Source organism: Parasphingorhabdus sp., assembly GCF_965233695.1.
GTDB lineage: Bacteria > Pseudomonadota > Alphaproteobacteria > Sphingomonadales > Sphingomonadaceae > Parasphingorhabdus.
Map to the genome: position 1 here is coordinate 2,356,744 of NZ_OZ247497.1, position 15,764 is coordinate 2,372,507.

Annotated in this window: 15 protein-coding genes; 11 read left to right on the plus strand and 4 right to left on the minus strand. The window is 52.7% G+C overall.

What is annotated here, in order from left to right:
* Positions 1–12 precede the first annotated feature (12 nt).
* On the plus strand, positions 13–519 hold the full coding sequence (locus ACO6S1_RS11240; RefSeq protein ID WP_422342792.1) for a VOC family protein: 507 nt from the start codon (positions 13–15) through the stop codon (positions 517–519).
* Here the strand turns inward: ACO6S1_RS11240 and ACO6S1_RS11245 are convergent.
* Positions 516–1,331, minus strand: coding sequence for an SDR family NAD(P)-dependent oxidoreductase (locus ACO6S1_RS11245; RefSeq protein WP_422342793.1), 816 nt, complete (start codon positions 1,329–1,331; stop codon positions 516–518). The two genes, ACO6S1_RS11240 and ACO6S1_RS11245, sit on opposite strands and share 4 nt — an antisense overlap.
* A gap of 189 nt (positions 1,332–1,520) precedes the next feature.
* Here ACO6S1_RS11245 and ACO6S1_RS11250 point away from each other — a divergent pair, with 189 nt between their 5' ends.
* Genes ACO6S1_RS11250 through ACO6S1_RS11260 form a run of 3 tightly spaced genes read left to right on the plus strand, consistent with a single transcriptional unit; the run spans position 1,521 to position 5,247 of the window.
* Entirely contained in the window at positions 1,521–2,849 is a 1,329-nt protein-coding gene (locus tag ACO6S1_RS11250; protein ID WP_422342794.1) for a spinster family MFS transporter, read from the plus strand.
* Positions 2,846–4,420: a phytoene desaturase family protein gene (locus ACO6S1_RS11255; protein WP_422342795.1), complete on the plus strand. Its 1,575-nt coding sequence runs from the start codon at positions 2,846–2,848 to the stop codon at positions 4,418–4,420. The genes ACO6S1_RS11250 and ACO6S1_RS11255 overlap by 4 nt, the downstream gene beginning before the upstream one ends.
* The gene (locus ACO6S1_RS11260; RefSeq protein ID WP_422342796.1) at positions 4,417–5,247 is read left to right on the plus strand and encodes an SDR family oxidoreductase; all 831 of its coding nucleotides are present in this window, start codon (positions 4,417–4,419) and stop codon (positions 5,245–5,247) included. The genes ACO6S1_RS11255 and ACO6S1_RS11260 overlap by 4 nt, the downstream gene beginning before the upstream one ends.
* Here the strand turns inward: ACO6S1_RS11260 and ACO6S1_RS11265 are convergent.
* Positions 5,244–6,119 (minus strand): alpha/beta hydrolase, encoded by an 876-nt coding sequence (locus ACO6S1_RS11265; protein WP_422342797.1) that lies wholly within the window; start codon positions 6,117–6,119, stop codon positions 5,244–5,246. The genes ACO6S1_RS11260 and ACO6S1_RS11265 overlap by 4 nt on opposite strands.
* A 127-nt stretch (positions 6,120–6,246) precedes the next feature.
* Here ACO6S1_RS11265 and ACO6S1_RS11270 point away from each other — a divergent pair, with 127 nt between their 5' ends.
* The gene (locus ACO6S1_RS11270; protein ID WP_422342798.1) at positions 6,247–7,434 is read left to right on the plus strand and encodes a DUF1214 domain-containing protein; all 1,188 of its coding nucleotides are present in this window, start codon (positions 6,247–6,249) and stop codon (positions 7,432–7,434) included.
* Between the two features lie 23 nt (positions 7,435–7,457).
* Positions 7,458–8,681, plus strand: a complete 1,224-nt coding sequence (locus ACO6S1_RS11275) for a cytochrome P450 (protein ID WP_422342799.1) — start codon at positions 7,458–7,460, stop codon at positions 8,679–8,681.
* A 16-nt stretch (positions 8,682–8,697) separates the two neighbouring features.
* Here the strand turns inward: ACO6S1_RS11275 and ACO6S1_RS11280 are convergent, their stop codons facing one another.
* Complete coding sequence (locus ACO6S1_RS11280) at positions 8,698–9,144, minus strand: nuclear transport factor 2 family protein (protein WP_422342800.1); 447 nt, start codon at positions 9,142–9,144, stop codon at positions 8,698–8,700.
* A 121-nt stretch (positions 9,145–9,265) separates the two neighbouring features.
* Between ACO6S1_RS11280 and ACO6S1_RS11285 the strand changes: the two genes are divergently transcribed.
* The 5 genes from ACO6S1_RS11285 to ACO6S1_RS11305 are packed head-to-tail and all read left to right on the plus strand — an operon-like array spanning position 9,266 to position 14,701.
* The gene (locus ACO6S1_RS11285) at positions 9,266–10,345 is read left to right on the plus strand and encodes a TIGR03857 family LLM class F420-dependent oxidoreductase (protein ID WP_422342801.1); all 1,080 of its coding nucleotides are present in this window, start codon (positions 9,266–9,268) and stop codon (positions 10,343–10,345) included.
* A 2-nt stretch (positions 10,346–10,347) separates the two neighbouring features.
* Positions 10,348–11,475 carry a phosphotransferase family protein gene (locus ACO6S1_RS11290; protein ID WP_422342802.1) on the plus strand — a complete coding sequence of 376 codons (1,128 nt, stop codon included), beginning with the start codon at positions 10,348–10,350 and terminating at the stop codon, positions 11,473–11,475.
* 51 nt (positions 11,476–11,526) lie between these two features.
* Positions 11,527–12,948 carry a hypothetical protein gene (locus tag ACO6S1_RS11295; RefSeq protein ID WP_422342803.1) on the plus strand — a complete coding sequence of 474 codons (1,422 nt, stop codon included), beginning with the start codon at positions 11,527–11,529 and terminating at the stop codon, positions 12,946–12,948.
* Positions 12,949–13,004: 56 nt separating this feature from the next.
* The gene (locus ACO6S1_RS11300) at positions 13,005–14,315 is read left to right on the plus strand and encodes an MFS transporter (RefSeq protein WP_422342804.1); all 1,311 of its coding nucleotides are present in this window, start codon (positions 13,005–13,007) and stop codon (positions 14,313–14,315) included.
* A complete protein-coding gene (locus tag ACO6S1_RS11305; protein WP_422342805.1) occupies positions 14,315–14,701 on the plus strand; it encodes a VOC family protein in 387 nt (128 codons plus the stop codon). Before ACO6S1_RS11300 ends, ACO6S1_RS11305 begins: the two co-directional genes overlap by 1 nt.
* Before the next feature lie 126 nt (positions 14,702–14,827).
* On the opposite strand, the gene ACO6S1_RS11310 is transcribed toward ACO6S1_RS11305, so the two are convergent.
* On the minus strand, positions 14,828–15,706 hold the full coding sequence (locus tag ACO6S1_RS11310) for a MaoC/PaaZ C-terminal domain-containing protein (protein WP_422342806.1): 879 nt from the start codon (positions 15,704–15,706) through the stop codon (positions 14,828–14,830).
* Positions 15,707–15,764: the final 58 nt, after the last annotated feature.

The window sequence follows — 15,764 nt, forward strand, 5'->3', positions numbered from 1 at the left end:
GAATTATGCCATGTGGTAGACGATTTTGATGCAACGCTGGAACATTGGACCCGTGATCTGGGAGCAGGGCCATTCTTCGTTTTTGAAGTGCCGATTTTGCCTGGGCAACTTTATTATGGAGAACCTACCGAAGTGTCATTGAAAGTCGGTTTCGGGTTTTCGGGCGGGCAATTGATCGAATTGCTGACGCAGACCAACAAGGGCAAATCGCCCTTCCTCGATTTTCTCGCGAAAAATGGTCCTGGTTTGCACCACGTCATGCCGCGCACCGATTTTGAAACGGGCCATAAACGACTGACCGATGCCGGATTCCCTATCGCTTTTAGCGGACAGATGCCATCTGGCGAGCGCTTCTGTCTGTTTGATACTTACAAGAACTATGGCTATTACGTCGAATTGATGGAGCTGTCCGACGCTATTCAGGAATCGCTCGCGCTGATGGAAAAGGCGCAAGCAACATGGGATGGCAAAACCGATCCCGTGCGGAGTATGGACCGGTTGGCGGAACTTGCCGATTAGAGCTTTCCGCTACCCATTTCGGCAAATAACTTCTGGAAATCGGCATAGCTAGGCTGATGCGCGGTCACGCCGCCATCAATCGGGATTGCCGCGCCGGTGATGAACTTGCTTTCATCACTGGCGAGAAATGCAACCAAATTTGCAATATCTTCCGGCTGACCCAGTGCGGGAGTCAGGTGGTGCGAGAGCAGTATATCTTTAACCACGTCCGGTGTAGATTCAACCGCCATTGGCGTCAGAACAAATCCGATCACCATACAGTTGGAGCGAATGTTCTGCTTGCCATATTGTGTGGCGATCATGCGGTTTAGCTGGATTAAGGCGGCTTTCGATGTGCCATAGGCGGTCAAGGTCGATTCGCCCTGAACGCCGAAGCCTGATGCGCTGTTGATGATCGATCCACCGCCAGTTGCGATCATATGCGGTATTACATTTTTGGCCATCAGCATCGCCCCGCGCACATTGACCGCCATCGCCCTGTCCCAGGCTGCAAGATCGAGATTGAGCACGTCCAGGTCGCTCTGGCGCTGCGCATCGTTCTGGATCGCGGCATTATTGTGCAAAATGTCAATGCTTCCATGCTCGCTTGCGATATGTTCGCAAAGCGATTGCACTGCATCTGCATCGGTCAGATCTACCCGAAGCGCGCTTGCGCCTTCGATCTGTACTGCTGCTGTTTCGGCTCCAGCGAGATCAATATCGGCTAAAACCACTGTCGCGCCCTGTTCTGCGAGCCGTTTCGCAGTCGCAGCGCCAATTCCTCCCGCTGCGCCGGTAACGATCGCGACTTTGCCTTCCAGATTTCCTGCCATTTAACAATCCTTTCGCTTTGGCTGCTCGCCACAATTTGCAAAGCAGGTGACCTGCCAATTGGAAGGTTCTGCATGAACATAAAGTGATACCGGTTTAAGAAGAATCTGGGGAGGGTTCGAGTGCAATTAGTCGTAATTTGGATCGCAGATAAGCCAACGGAAGTCACTGCGAAAGGCGAAATTTAACGCATGAAAAAATTTGCGGGCCGCGATTGGTGGTTTATCTTTCTATTGGGCACGATCTACATGTTTAATTTCATCGACCGGATGATAATTTCTGTTGTCGGTGAACCGATCCGTCAAGAATTCGGGTTAAGCGATTTCCAGCTCGGCATCATGGGCGGTGCGGCGTTCGCTTTGTTCTATGGCGGGATTGGTATTCCTATCGCAAGATTGGCGGAAAGACTTAGTCGCGTAGGGATTGTCGCGACCGCTACCGCACTCTGGTCTGCAATGACGATGCTTTCCGGAGCGGTTGCAAGCTACAGTCAGTTGCTCCTCGCCCGGATGGGGGTAGGAGTAGGAGAAGCCGGGTTTACGCCGCCGGTTGTGTCAATGATCGCCGACCGGTTTGAAGCCGATAAACGGGCCACTGTTTTTTCCTTGATAGCGGTGGGTGTATCGGTTGGCGGCGCTGTAGGTGCCCTGGGAGGCGGATGGATCGCGCAGGAATATGGTTGGCGTATGGCGTTTCTGGTAATGGGCGCGCCGGGTTTGCTGCTAGCCCTCATACTTTGGCTGACTATCAGCGAACCAAGACGCCGCTATGCTGATGACACAGCGCCACCCTTTGGTCAGGTCCTGCGCCGGGTCGGTAAATCGACTGCCTTCGTCAATTTCACCATTGGCAGCGGCATGGTAGCTCTGGTGGGATTTGGTTTGAATATTTTTCTCATACCGCTACTTATCCGGCGCTTTGGGTTTGAGCTCGGCGAAGCGGCGTTGACATTTGCTTTGGCGTTCAGTGTTGCGACGGCATCGGGCGGTGTGATTGGCGGCATTTTGGCTGATAGATTGGCGAGCGATAACCACAGGCGCTACGGCCTCTTGCCGGTGCTTGGTATATCCCTGGCACTGCCTCTTTACCTTGCGGCAATCTATCAGGATGACTGGCGCATGCTTGCCGCATTGGTTTTTGCCTCGACCTTTTGTCTCTATGCATTTTTGCCCACGATCATGACGGTGACGCAGCGTATAGTGGAACCTAGGATGCGGGCAACAGCCGCAGCCATTCATGCCTTTGGGCAGACTTGTTTTGGTCTCGGTATCGGATCGGCTTTCCTTGGATTTATGAGCGACTGGTTGGCAAAGCTAAGTTACGGTTCGTCATATGGAGAAGAATGCCTTGTTGCCGGAAATGTTTCGGTCGGTGCAGCATGTAGTGAAGCCGCAGGTACAGGGCTGCAACAAGCGCTGCTGTTACTGGGCTTGTTCCTGGTTCTGGCGATTTTTTGCTATTGGCTTGCTTCGCGGTCAATTGCAGGAGAAATAGCCGCTATCGAAAAGGGGTCAATATGACCGAAATTTATGATGCAGCGATCATAGGCGCAGGACATAATGGCATGGCAGCAGCTGGTTATCTCAGCCGGGCTGGAAAGAAAGTTGTGGTTGTCGAGCGTATGGAAAAGGTGGGGGGCATGACAAGTGCTGGCTATATGATCCCCGAAGCACCTGATTATCTGGTCACTCCCTGTGCCGTCGAGCTATTGTTCGCGCGCGGTTCGGGAATTATTGAGGATTTGGAGCTCAAGCGGCACGGACTAACAACGGTCGATCCCGATCCGACATATGCCTACCTTCATCCTGATGGTCGCTCGATTGCCCTTTTCCGGGACTATAAGCGCACCGCGGACGATATAGCTCGCATTCATCCAGGTGATGCCAAGCAATATCTTAATTTTATGGAAGTCATGGATGCCATGATGGATATCGGTTTCCCCATTATGATGGCTGAGCCGGGACGGCCCGAGTTACGCAACATCGGCAAGATCATTAAAAACACCATCCGCAATGTAAAGTTAAAGGACAAGCTCCTTGCCATTTCCAAAGCGACGGCCGATCAGGTGGCGTGCGAATGGTTTGAACATCCAGCCACTATTGCACTGCTCAACGGCATCGCAGCAGGTGCAGGACCGGTTGATGAGGACGGCAATGCCGCCGCATATATGATTTTTGCCGTCACACACCGTTTGGGCACCGGTAAGCCCATTGGCAGCCTCCAGGCTTTTGCCGATGCCTTGGCCAAGAGCATTACTGAAACAGGTGCGAAGATATTGCTCAATGCACCCGTAGCCGAAATCTTGATTGAGGATGGTGAAGCAAAAGGTGTGCGCTTGTCCGACGGCCGTGTCCTGCGTTCAAAAGTTGTCATCGCGACCAGCGATCCAAAGACGACTTTCACTTTGACAACAGCAGATACGATAGATCGACAATTGGTAAAGCGGATTGAGCACGTTCCTTCCAACCGGTCTAATGCAGCACCGCTCTTGGCTAATATCGCAATGCAATCGCCGTTGCGCTTGAAAAAGCATCAAGACATGCGCCATGATGATGCCGATTTGAACAAGGCTGTTGGTTTGATGGGTCTGGCCGATGACGTGCGGGAAAGCTTTGCTGCGGCTAGACGAGGTGATATTCCATCGCGGCATGCTGTCTCGCTCACTCCGCTGTCGAACAGCGATCCTTCACAAGCGCCTGACGGTTGTTCACTCGCCTATTTATACTTGCCGGCCATTGCGGTCGATGCACGGGACGGCTGGTCACAGGAGTTGAAGAATCGAACAATGGCATCGATTATCGATCAGGTCTCCGAATATTACGATGGGTTTCAGCATGAAGTCGGGCGATTTGTCGAAACTGCCCGCGAACGCGAAAAACGGCTCAATGTTTCCAATGGCTGCGTCACTCATGTCGATTTCGGCGCGCTGCGCGCTGGTCAGCATCGTCCCGCGACCGGCTTTGGTGGCCCGAAACCTGCAGTGCCGGGCCTGTTCCTGGGCGGCGCAGGGAGCCATCCGGGCGGGGGTGTTTCTGGGATTGCCGGACGGATCGCCGCGAAGCGAACACTGAGGTACTTAAAAAATTCATGACTCAATTTGCCATCATCACGGGCGCCGCAGGCGGCATGGGAACTGCCATAGCTTCGCTTCTGGGTCGGACGCAAGAACTGTTGCTAACGGATGTTAATCGAGAAAAACTGAATGAGTTGCTCGAAAAATTGTCCGATGAAGGCATACAGGCACAAGGACTGGTTGGCGATCTAAGCGACCCGCATGTTGCTGCATCATTGGCAGAGCGATGTGCGGGGTCCGGCAACATTCGATCGATTGTTAACGCTGCCGGCTTGTCACCCGCGCAGGCCGATTGGCATTCTATTATTCGGGCCAATATCATTGGTCCAGTCCAGATGTTGAACGTATTGGAGCCGTTACTCGGGGCTGGCACCGCCTGTGTAATGATAGCGTCTGTTGCGGGGCATTTGGGCCCGCCGGATACCGAGATAGAGAGGCTGCTGGACAATCCGTTACAGTCTGACCTTTACGGGCTTTTGGAACCGAAGCTAACGGCACTGGTTGCAGCTCAAGGCGGTACAATGGAGGGACACGCATATTCTTTCTCTAAACGTGCGATACTCCGCCTATGCGAAACGCGCGCACTGGACTGGGGCGATAAGAAGGCGCGAATTGTATCGCTATCACCGGGCGTCGTTGCAACTCCCATGGGACAGAAAGAAGCGGAAAGTGGTAACCGGGCGCAGGCACTGGTCGATGCAACGCCTGCGGGTCGTTGGGGCACGGCGGCCGATATCGCCGCCGCTGTAGAGTTCCTTCTATCCAATGAGGCGGGCTATATCACAGGAAGCGATATCCGTGTCGACGGCGGCGCGGTCGCTGCGATGCGTGGAAAGGCATTCTAGCTTGTCCGGTCAATCCAGCTGTTAAGATCATTCCAATGCGTAGCGCGCGTGCTTGCAAAATTCTGGCAATGCGCCGCATTTTCCAAAGTTTGAAGTTCCACTGATGATGCGGTCTTGAAGTAAGATATCTCCTTTTGCGGGGACGGACTGGTGTCAACGACGCTTTGAACAATCAAGACAGGCAAGGTAATCTGGGCTGCTGCCTCGTGAACAATCCCGGGCTTCAATGCGTCTTTTCCTAATGTAACGGGCGTGGTTGAGGCATGTGCCTCATCGGCCTCTATCAGTTTCAGCGGTACATCAGGCCAGTAGAACAGTTTTCTCATCGGTTCGCGCGCTGTTGGAATATACCCGCTCGCCGGGAGATCTGAGAGCAAGGTTTCGACATTCGTATCGCCCAATTCCATCGGTTCGTTGGCCCAGCCAAGAACAGCAATACGATCCAATCCAGAATGATTTGCAGCTTGAGCAATTATCATCATACCGCCCATCGAATGGCCAATGCCTGTAACCCCGACTGGTTGTTCCAATTTGGCAACAACCTGCGCTAGTGCGTCGGCATGCGCGGCGGCAATTATATTTCTACTGAGGCAATCTTCCGGCTCCGGTCTACTGCTTTCACCCATTCCAAGCATATCGACGGTTAGGACCGCCTTCCCATGATCGGTAAACCAGCGAGCAAAGCTGTAGCTTTCATCGGCAAAAGTCGGGTGCCAATATAGGCGGCTATAACCCCCACCATGCAGCGCGAAGACTAACTGCAATTGCCCATCGGACATATCGTCAGGCAGGTGCAACGTTGCCGCGACTAACGTTTTGTCGTTCAGACCAGTAGCGGAGGTTACATCCAGCATCATGTCATTGGAAATCATCGCGCGTCGTTCCTTGTTGAAGGCGATAGCTTGGGGGGCATGTCTTGGTAATCACCTATCAGGAGAAAGGTTGCTAACCGGCCTCAAGAGCAAAAACGTGTTGGGTGAGATCCCTGGAGAGACGAAGATGGCGGACGACGGACTGGCGTGGGAAAAATTGATCGACGGACTGCGTCCACTCGGCGAAGCCATGCGGAAGAGAGTTCCTCAAAAACTACGCCAAAACCCACAAGTCATGGCTGAATCAATGCGGCTTTTGCTTGCAGGCTTATCTCGTGCAAACAGCGATGCAATTGTCGGCGACCGACGCCATCCGATGTTTGTACCGGAACTTAACATCGCACAGAATATTTTTCAGCCCAATGCCGATACAATCTATAAATCCTGCCTGATCGAAAAGGGGGGTAGCTATGTAATCAAGGGTGATCGCGGAACGGTGCGAATGGTCATTTTGGCGCAGATGGGGCCTGATACGCTAAGAACCGGCAAACATCATCCAGTGCTGTCCCAGATCGATTTTGATAAATTAAGGGTGAGTGCGGATGGCAGTTTTGAGCTGTTATTGTCACCTGAGCGACCTCAGGGCCACAATGGTGATTGGATGAAGCTTGATCCGCTATGTGAAAAATTCATGGTTCGGGTTGTTTCTTGTGACTGGGGTGTAGAGCGGGAACCACGTTTTGGTATTATCCGGTTGGATGTCGCAGAAGGCAAGGGGAGGCCATCCATTGAAAACCTACACCAAGCCTTTGATGAAATGCCGGGAATTGCGAGGGTTTGCGCGCTTGCCTTTCCAACCCATGTAGAAGAACTGCGCGCCGAGGGATTCATCAACAAGTTCAAAATTTTTGATGTCTCGCAAATGTCCGGGCTGGAAGGGCAGTTCTACTATGAGTGCGCTTATGAGCTGGCCGATGATGAGGCGTTGATCAGTGAGGTCAAAGTACCGGAAAGCTATAAATATTGGTCGATCATATTGACCAATGAGCTGTATGAAACGACCGATTGGTACAACAACCAATCGAGTCTCAATGATAAGCAGGGCCGGGTCGATAATGATGGCGTTTTTCGAACCGTGATATCAGTGCGCGATCCCGGCGTATACAACTGGCTCGACATCTCAGGATACTCCCGCGGAGCAGTCCAGGGGCGATGGTTTGAAGCTAGTGAAAAACCGATGCCTACCTTAAGAAAGGTCAAACTGGCAGAGGTTTCGGAGCATCTGCCTAAATCGACAGCTTCTGTCAGCCGCCAGCAGCGCGCAGATGCGCTTCGCAACCGGAGGCTGGCGGCGCAAATGAGAACTATTTGGTAAAAAGATTGAACTGGAACTAGATTATGGCATTCGCACCCTCAAAGGAAATTCCGCCGCATGTCACGGCTGAAAAAGCCGTTAGGCTGGATTTTTTTGCGCGTGAAAACTTCGATACATGCCCGCAAGAGACAATGATCCCCGAGATTCACCGTACGCTTGGGCCAATCACCTGGTGCACGAATATTTTTCCCGGGGATCATGGTGGATGGCTTTTGACCAAGGCTGAGGACATGCAGGAAGTTTTGCGCGATCCCGAAAATTACACCAAAAACGGGATGGGAAAGTTTTCGCAATCTATCGGTGAAGACTGGCTGGTCATCCCAACTGAGCTCGATCCGCCAAAACTCGGAGAATATCGCAAAGCGCTCAATCCTTTTTTTGCGCCGCAAAAAATCGCCAAAATGCGCGATGAATTGCATGAACGGGCGATAACCCAAATAGAAAGCTTCCGCGACCAAGGGGCATGCGAATTCGTCACAGACTTTTCATCGAAATTTCCAATTTTCATCGTACTGGATCTACTCGGCTTGCCGCAGGAAAGAATGCCGGAGTTTCTGGAGTGGGAGAAAAACATTTTCCACACTAATGATTTTGAGCTGCGTACGACCAATGTGCGGAAAGTGGTAGAATATCTTAGAGGAGTTATCGCCGAGCGTCAGGCAAATCCTGGCGATGATTATATTAGCGGTATATTTGAATATGAAATCGATGGCCGCAAATGGAATGAAACCGAAGTCTTGGGGCACTGTTTTAATCTGTTTATCGGCGGACTGGATACCGTTACCTCGCTACTCGGCAATATCTTCGCCTTCCTGGCCAAAAACCCCGATCGCCAGCAGGAACTGCGTGACAATCCGAAGCAAATCGTACTCGCGGTTGAAGAATTTCTTAGGGCATTTGCCCCGGTCAGCGTGTTTCGTATTGCCGCGAAAGAAATTGAGATTCACGGGCAAAAAGTCATGCCGGGTGACTATGTTGGAATATCGACGTCAATTGCCGGATATGATCCAGATCAATACGAAAGTCCGGAAGAAATTCGTTTCGACCGAAAAGCTCCGCATATTTCCCTTGGCTTTGGAATACATAAATGTCTGGGTATGCATTTGGCTCGGATGGAACTCCAGACCGCATTGGAGCATTGGCTAAAGCTCGTTCCTCCTTTTCGCGTCGCCGATGGGTTCAAAATCCAATATCATGCCGGAAATATTACCCATGTCCCAGAATTAAAGTTGGCATGGGATGTATGACTATAGAGGTGGTTGATCAGGCCTTGTGCATATCAACATGAAAGCGTGACAGGCGCAGGAAGGATATCCGCCACTCGCCATTATCAAGGCGGTATCTTTCGTGATACTGACCATAACCGGTAATGGATGCGACCCCTTCAATCGGTGATTTTCCGGACATCCAGACCACCCGATCCTGCATCGCCCAAATCCCTGTCGCTTTGTCCGGGCCCGTTACAAGGATTTCAGGTGAGTGGACTTGGTGGCTCGATGCTGCGTTATCGACTGCAAAACGCACCTGCGCGACTATGTCCTCGATTCCGTTGATCGGAGAATTGCCGGTATCTTCGCTTACATCCATCGCTGCATCGGCAACAAATAGAGAAGCGAAGCCATCCCAGTCCTTGGTGTCTAGAAAGCGGCAATAACGCGCCTTCACCAATTTTATCGCCTCAATTGCGAAAAATTCATCCATTCTGTCCATCGATTCTCCGATCACGAAATTATTGAAGGAACGGCATAATTTTACCGCCTGCCTTGCGGCAGGTTGAAAACCTCTCACGAACTAGGAATGTGCAATTTCAAACAAAGCGGAATTTGCACTGATGACCGAAGAAGCAGGCGCGCAGGCGCTATTTGACAAATTTGGTACCTATATCCTTCCCGGCCGTGTGGATGATCCTCGCCGGGGTATTGACGAAGCACTTGAGGCTGAGCGGATTGGTTTGGGAGCGGTTTGGATTTCCGAACGTTTTGCCCTCAAGGAACCTGCTGTTCTTGCCGGAGCTGTCAGCGAAGCCACTTCCAAAATCAGGATCAATGGTACGTTTTACGCAACCATGCGCCATCCGCTGGTCACCGCCAGCATCGCCAATATGATGCAGGCGATGAGCGGGAACCGGTTTGGCGCGATGTTTGCCCGCGCGGTTCCTGCTTATATGAAAATGATGGGAGCGCCCGCGATCACGATGGAGCGGCTTGCTGATTACATCAGTATTTACAGGCGTTTATGGGAAGGAGAGACTGTCGAATATGAAGGTATATTGGGCAAGTTTCCGATGCTCAAGCTGACCGATTATCACGACGGTCCGCGTCCACCGATTATTTTTACGGCCATTGGACCCAAAAGCCTCGCCTTTGCCGGAACATATTGTGACGGAGTTTTGCTCCACCCATTCGTTGCGCCAACCGGCGTGCGCAATAGCACGAAAATAGTCCGGGATGCCGCTGAAAAGGCCGGGCGTGATCCAATGGCGGTGCGCATCTATCACAACACCATCGTCGCTCCCGATCTGCCAAAAGAGGAGGAAGACGCAGTGGTCCGCGGCCGCGCGATAACTTATTTTGAACTACCTGGCTTTGGCGATCTTATTGTAGAGATCAACGAATGGGACAAGGGTGTACTCGACAAGGTGCGCGCGCATCCCAAGATTGCCTGTCTGAATGGCAAGCCAGCCGACCAGGCCTATACCAGGCAGGAACTTGTCGATGTCGGGCAGATCCTCCCGCAGCAATGGATTGATGAAGGTGCTGCTGTGGGTTCTGCCGCGTCCTGTGCAGATCAGTTGATGAGTTATCTTGAGGCCGGCGCTGATGAGATATTGCTCCACGGCGCATCCCCATTCGATATGGGACCGCTTACGAGCGAACTGAAGCGCGCACTTGCCGCGAAAGGAGAACAGTGAGGATGTCTCCTGAAACAGTTCAGACGCGGCTGCGCGATTGGATGGAAAAAAATGTCAATGGCTGGAGCGAAATCAGGCTGAAACCGCTTGAGGTCGCACTCGGATCTGGCTTTTCAGCAGAGATATTTTTTGTCGATGTTGACTACAACGATGCTTCCGGCCCGCAATCGCGAACGCTGGTGGTGCGCAGACAGCCACAAGATCATGAAGTCGTTTTTGGTTCTAGCCTGGAATTGCAGGGTCAGATGATCGCAGCGCTAGATTCACTGGGTATGGTGAAGGTGCCTGACTGGATTGGAATGGAGTTGGATCCTTCAGTGCTCGACATGCCTTTTTTGGTCATGGGCCGCGTCGATGGCCATGCTGCCACGCAGAATCCCAATTATAACAAGCAAGGCTGGTTGGCGGACATGTCGCCTGCTGAGCGAGGTAGATCCTGGAAAAATGCAATTGAATCCTATGCTGCGATGGCCAGCATCGACTGGCAGCGTGACGGGTTTGGTTTCATGGCGAGGCCTGACTGGGGCAAACCGGGATTGGATCAGTATCTAGGCTATATTGAAGCTTGGTACCAGGGATGCCGCAAGGACCGATCGATGCCCTACGTTGATGCGGCCATAGAATATATCCGCGCCGAACAGCCTCAAAATACGACGATCAATGTGCTTTGGGGAGATAGCACGCCATCTAATGTGATGTTCGCGCCCGACGGCAGCGTTAATGCGTTGATTGACTGGGAACTGGCAGCATTGGGACCAGCGGAACTGGATTTGGCCTGGTGGCTTTATTTTGACGATCTGTTCAGCCGCCGGTTTGGCGTTGAGCGACTTGAAGGCTTGCCCAACCGAAATGTTTCGATTGCCATATGGGAGGAAGCGACGGGACGTACCGCGCAGTACATGGAATATTATGATGTGGTTGTGGCACTACGTATGGCCCTGGTCGCGGTTGGCGCTTTTGACCGGCAGGTCGGTGCAGGCAATATTCCCCCTACAAATAAATCACTAAATGCCAATTTTATGACACAGTATTTGGCCGAACGACTGGGCATGGATTTACCGGAATTGGGTCCTGATTTCTATGCGTTCATGAGCAATATGACGCCTGTTGATCAGAAGGATGACACCTAGCAATTTCCGCGTCGTGCGAACAGGAATTTGGAAAAGCAACTGGAGTAGGAGATGCATTCCGATAGAGCTACCGTCGAACGCGATCTTGCGCTGGAAGAGCAGCGCATAACCGAGTGGCTAGAAAGTGAAATGGGTTGCAGCTCCGTTTCCATCCAGCGCATGCATCGCTGGCGCCCAATCATGCAGGTGGATGTTACTCGAGATGGAAAGTGCGAGCGGTACTTCCTCAAAGGAGAGCGGACTTGGCCGACCCATCCCTATTCACTTGAATATGAACGCGATATGCAGAAGGTGCTGGGCGAAAATGGCATAAAGGTTCCCAAAATTCTCGGTTGGATACCTGATCCTGCCACTATTGTAATGGAATGGGTGGACGGTGCGCGCGATGCGGGGCTGATCCAGCAAGCAATTGAGAATGGTTCAGAAATGGACGATGATCGCTGGCAGGCCAGCTTGCACTATATGGAGATATTGGCGCAGCTTCACAAAATTCCCGTCGAACGGTTTGCGGAGGCAGGAGCAGAACTCCCGGCCAGCAACGAGCAACTCGTTCTCGGTAATTTTGAACGCTTTCACGCCATGTCAGAGCAAGTAGGGATAAGCGATCCGTTCATAGCGTTCATGTCGACTTGGCTCAGGCGCAATTGTCTGGATAAACAGGTTACACCAGCATTCTTAACCGGTGATTGCGGGCAATTCATGTCCAAAGGACCTGATATCACCTGCCTGATGGATTTCGAGATTGGTCATATTGGTGATCCAATGCGCGACCTGGCCTGCTTTCGGGGACGTCATCCGATTGAAAATCTCGGAGACCTGCCATCGTTGTTCCGGCAATATGAAGCAGCTGCCGGAAATCCACTTGATTGGCACGCATTAGCTTTTCACACCGCCGCATTCCTGACTGAAGCCTATTACGGTCCCCTTATCGGGTTACATGACAAAGGTCCGGGCGGAGATTGGGTTGAAAGCTACGTCCAGGTTGCGATTATCGGCCGGCGTGCGCTCGAGGCATTGGCGGAACTCAAAGATATCCAGCTTCAAGAGATTACACTGCCGGCGGCGCAGCAGACGCCGCTCGAAGATCTCGCTTTGACACGGCTAAATGAAGAAATTATGCGCCTCCCGCTACATGCCCAGATGCAAGGCTGGCAACGCAATATTCTTGCTTCGCTCCCGCAAATGCTTCTGCGCATGGGACATTATAAAAGTTGGCGCGATGAAGCCTATTGTCAAGATGTTCGGACTTTGACGCAGCAAAACATTGCAGGCGTCGTAGATGCTGATTCTGCCCTAATGGCATATATCAAATCTGCGAATTCTGCTGAGGATCCAGATATCGTCGGCTTGTTGCATCGCAAGCTCTTGCGCGATTGCCTGATCATTGCCGGCCCAAAGCCTCCCGTCGATCATATCGCATTAGCTCCAATGGAGCCGGTCTTGCATCTTGCGAGCGATAGGTCAGGCTCATAGTCAAATCAGAGAAACCGATTACGGGTTCGAACAAATACTTCGGATGGAGATAAATCATGGCGAAAACGCCGCGGGAGATAGTTGACGAGGGGAAATTGGGAAAGTGGCAAATCGTCGCCCTTGCCATGACGATCTGGTTGAACGCGCTGGATGGTTTCGACGTGATGTCGATCAGCTTCGCCGCCCCCGGAATCTCCGACGAATGGGCCGTGCCAATGGATGTTCTCGGGTGGGTCCTATCAATGGAGTTAATCGGCATGGCGGTGGGCTCAATTCTGCTCGGTGGTCTGGCGGACCGCTTTGGCCGCCGTCCAACCATAATTGGGTGTTTGAGCGTGATGGCGCTCGGCATGTTGCTCGCGCCGACGGCAACCGATGTGACGCAATTGTCGCTTTGGCGATTGCTCACAGGCCTTGGTATCGGCGGAATGCTCGCAGCTCTCAATGCGACGGTCGCCGAGTTTGCCAATGCCCGTTATCGCAATCTCATCTTGCCGCTGATGGTGATTGGCTACCCACTCGGCGCTTTTCTTGGCGGGTTGCTTGCGAGCATTCTTCTGGCTGGCGGTGACTGGCGAGAGGTTTTTTATCTGGGCGCCGGACTAACCGTTGCTACTATTCCCTTGGCACTCTGGCTAGTTCCCGAAACACCCGACTGGTTGGTGGCGCGCAGACCAGAAAATGCGCTCGCGCGGATCAACAAAACACTTCGCCGCTTCGGTTTGCCAGAAGCGGAGCGCATGCCAGATGAATCGAAGCAGCAGCCACGTGCATCACTGGTCGAGATTTTGCAGCCGCCGCTGCTCGGGCGTACCGTACTCTTGACCCTTGCCTATCTCACCCATGTCACGGCTTATTATTATTTCGTAAAATGGATTCCCAAATTGGTTGTTGATATGGGATTTGATGCCAGCGAGGGAGGCGGTGTTTTGACGTTTGCAATGCTGGGCGGCGCTATTGGCGGCGGCCTGCTAGGTGTCGTTTCTCTCAAGATCGGAATTCGAAAGGCAACTGTGATCTCGCTATTGGGGGCTTTTGTAATGCTGAACATATTTGGACGCGCTCCTGCCGACATCGCAATGCTTGGTTGGGTCGCCGGCGTGACTGCCTTTTTCTCAAACGCCGCTGCGGTAGGATTTTATGCGTTGCTTGCACTTGCCTTTCCGCCGCGCACTAGAGCGACCGGAACAGGTTTTGGTATTGGGTTCGGTCGTGCCGGCGCGGCGATGGGACCGGCGCTCGCTGGCTTGCTATTTGCAAACGGCCTTGATGTCGGCGCAGTGTCGCTAATTATTTCAGTGGGTTCGGTACTGTCGATTATTGCCATATTGCTGGTGCGTATGCCGCGTGAAGAGTCCCCAGGCTGATGGGGATATTCACGCATAATTGTGTCGGGACCAATGATGTGGAACGCGCTGGTAGCTTCTATGATGCCGCGCTTTCACCGCTAGGAATTCAGCGACTTGGTGCCTTTTTAGACCAGGGGTTGTCATACGGGACGAAGGCCGCTGAATTTTTGGTCTTAAAACCGATAGACGGGCAGGGTGCCTCTCCAGGCAATGGTGTAACGGTCGGATTTAAAGCACCTGACAGGGAATCCGTCGCAGCGTTTCACGCGGCAGGACTGGCGGCAGGCGGTAGGGATGCCGGTGCGCCCGGGCCGCGCGGTGCCGTACCGCATGCTTTCGGTGCATATCTGTTTGATCCAGATGGCAATAAGATTTGCGCCTATTGTTTTAAACCGGAACTGTGATCGAGAAAGTATCGCACGAGAAAACGAAAGGGTAACTTGTTCTTGTTGGCGGGACGCAGGGCATTGGCAAAGCGGCGGCCATAGTGACTGCGAAGGCGGTATGCGCGGACGTTTGCCGGACTGGTACTAGTCTGCTGGGAGGTTTGCTCTAATTTTGGCAAGACCGTGGTCGACTATACACAGATTGCGCTCAGCGGCTTCTGCTCGGAAATGGGCCCTGTCAGCATCCTGCCAAATATATGTTCGGATAGTTTCACCGGGATAGACCGGAGCAGTGAAGCGCATACCAATTTCACGAAGATTTTGCGCGATGCTGCCCCCACAGGCGTGGATCAACGCGCGCGCGATGAGACCCATGGTTGAAAGTCCATGTAATATCGGTCGGTCAAATCCGGCCTTGCGCGCAGTTTCTGGATCGATGTGCAGTGGATTGCGGTCGCCGGAAAGGCGGTAGATCGCTGACTGTGCTGGTGACGTTGGCAATATGACTTCGAAATCGGGATCACGAGCGGGGACTGGAGGCAACCGGTCGCCCGGCAGGTTCCGTTCGCCATTGAAACCGCCCGCGCCCCGAGCGACCCAAACTTCAGTGGCTTCCGCTACCAGCAGTCCGCTGAGCGATTTAAGTTGCTTGACAGCCCGTATCAGCGCCGGATTCCCCGGGCCCTTGTCGGCAATGTCGGTCACTTTTGTCTCACCCCGCAACATGCCGAAGCTGTCAATCGGTTCGAAGACCTTCAGTCGTTGTTCGCCGTGCAATATTTTTAACCAGTCAAGACCGCAGCTGGGGTCCATTGGCCAGAAACCGGGGGTTCCAAGCACTAGCGCCATTGTCGGCAAGGTCTGTAATCCGCGTTCGAAAAGAAAATGCGTTTCGTCGATCTGTTCGCTCAGCCCCGTCCCAACACCAAGCGCGTAGAGAATTGCATCACGGGGGTCATACTCGTCGCTTGTTGCGGGAATTTCAAAAGCAAGCAACTTTTCAATATTCAAGATTTCGGTCATTTTTTGAGCATTCCTTAAAGCACTCTGGAGCGTATTTGCTACCGACGAAGCGATCAAG

Coding starts and splice junctions, on each gene's coding strand:
- ACO6S1_RS11285 (WP_422342801.1), top strand. CDS start 9,266: ATGACCGAAGAAGCAGGCGCGCAGGCGCTATTTGACAAATTTGGTACC.
- ACO6S1_RS11255 (WP_422342795.1), top strand. CDS start 2,846: ATGACCGAAATTTATGATGCAGCGATCATAGGCGCAGGACATAATGGC.
- ACO6S1_RS11305 (WP_422342805.1), top strand. CDS start 14,315: ATGGGGATATTCACGCATAATTGTGTCGGGACCAATGATGTGGAACGC.
- ACO6S1_RS11265 (WP_422342797.1), bottom strand. CDS start 6,119: ATGATTTCCAATGACATGATGCTGGATGTAACCTCCGCTACTGGTCTG.
- ACO6S1_RS11310 (WP_422342806.1), bottom strand. CDS start 15,706: ATGACCGAAATCTTGAATATTGAAAAGTTGCTTGCTTTTGAAATTCCC.
- ACO6S1_RS11245 (WP_422342793.1), bottom strand. CDS start 1,331: ATGGCAGGAAATCTGGAAGGCAAAGTCGCGATCGTTACCGGCGCAGCG.
- ACO6S1_RS11290 (WP_422342802.1), top strand. CDS start 10,348: ATGTCTCCTGAAACAGTTCAGACGCGGCTGCGCGATTGGATGGAAAAA.
- ACO6S1_RS11300 (WP_422342804.1), top strand. CDS start 13,005: ATGGCGAAAACGCCGCGGGAGATAGTTGACGAGGGGAAATTGGGAAAG.
- ACO6S1_RS11270 (WP_422342798.1), top strand. CDS start 6,247: ATGGCGGACGACGGACTGGCGTGGGAAAAATTGATCGACGGACTGCGT.
- ACO6S1_RS11260 (WP_422342796.1), top strand. CDS start 4,417: ATGACTCAATTTGCCATCATCACGGGCGCCGCAGGCGGCATGGGAACT.
- ACO6S1_RS11295 (WP_422342803.1), top strand. CDS start 11,527: ATGCATTCCGATAGAGCTACCGTCGAACGCGATCTTGCGCTGGAAGAG.
- ACO6S1_RS11275 (WP_422342799.1), top strand. CDS start 7,458: ATGGCATTCGCACCCTCAAAGGAAATTCCGCCGCATGTCACGGCTGAA.
- ACO6S1_RS11280 (WP_422342800.1), bottom strand. CDS start 9,144: ATGGACAGAATGGATGAATTTTTCGCAATTGAGGCGATAAAATTGGTG.
- ACO6S1_RS11250 (WP_422342794.1), top strand. CDS start 1,521: ATGAAAAAATTTGCGGGCCGCGATTGGTGGTTTATCTTTCTATTGGGC.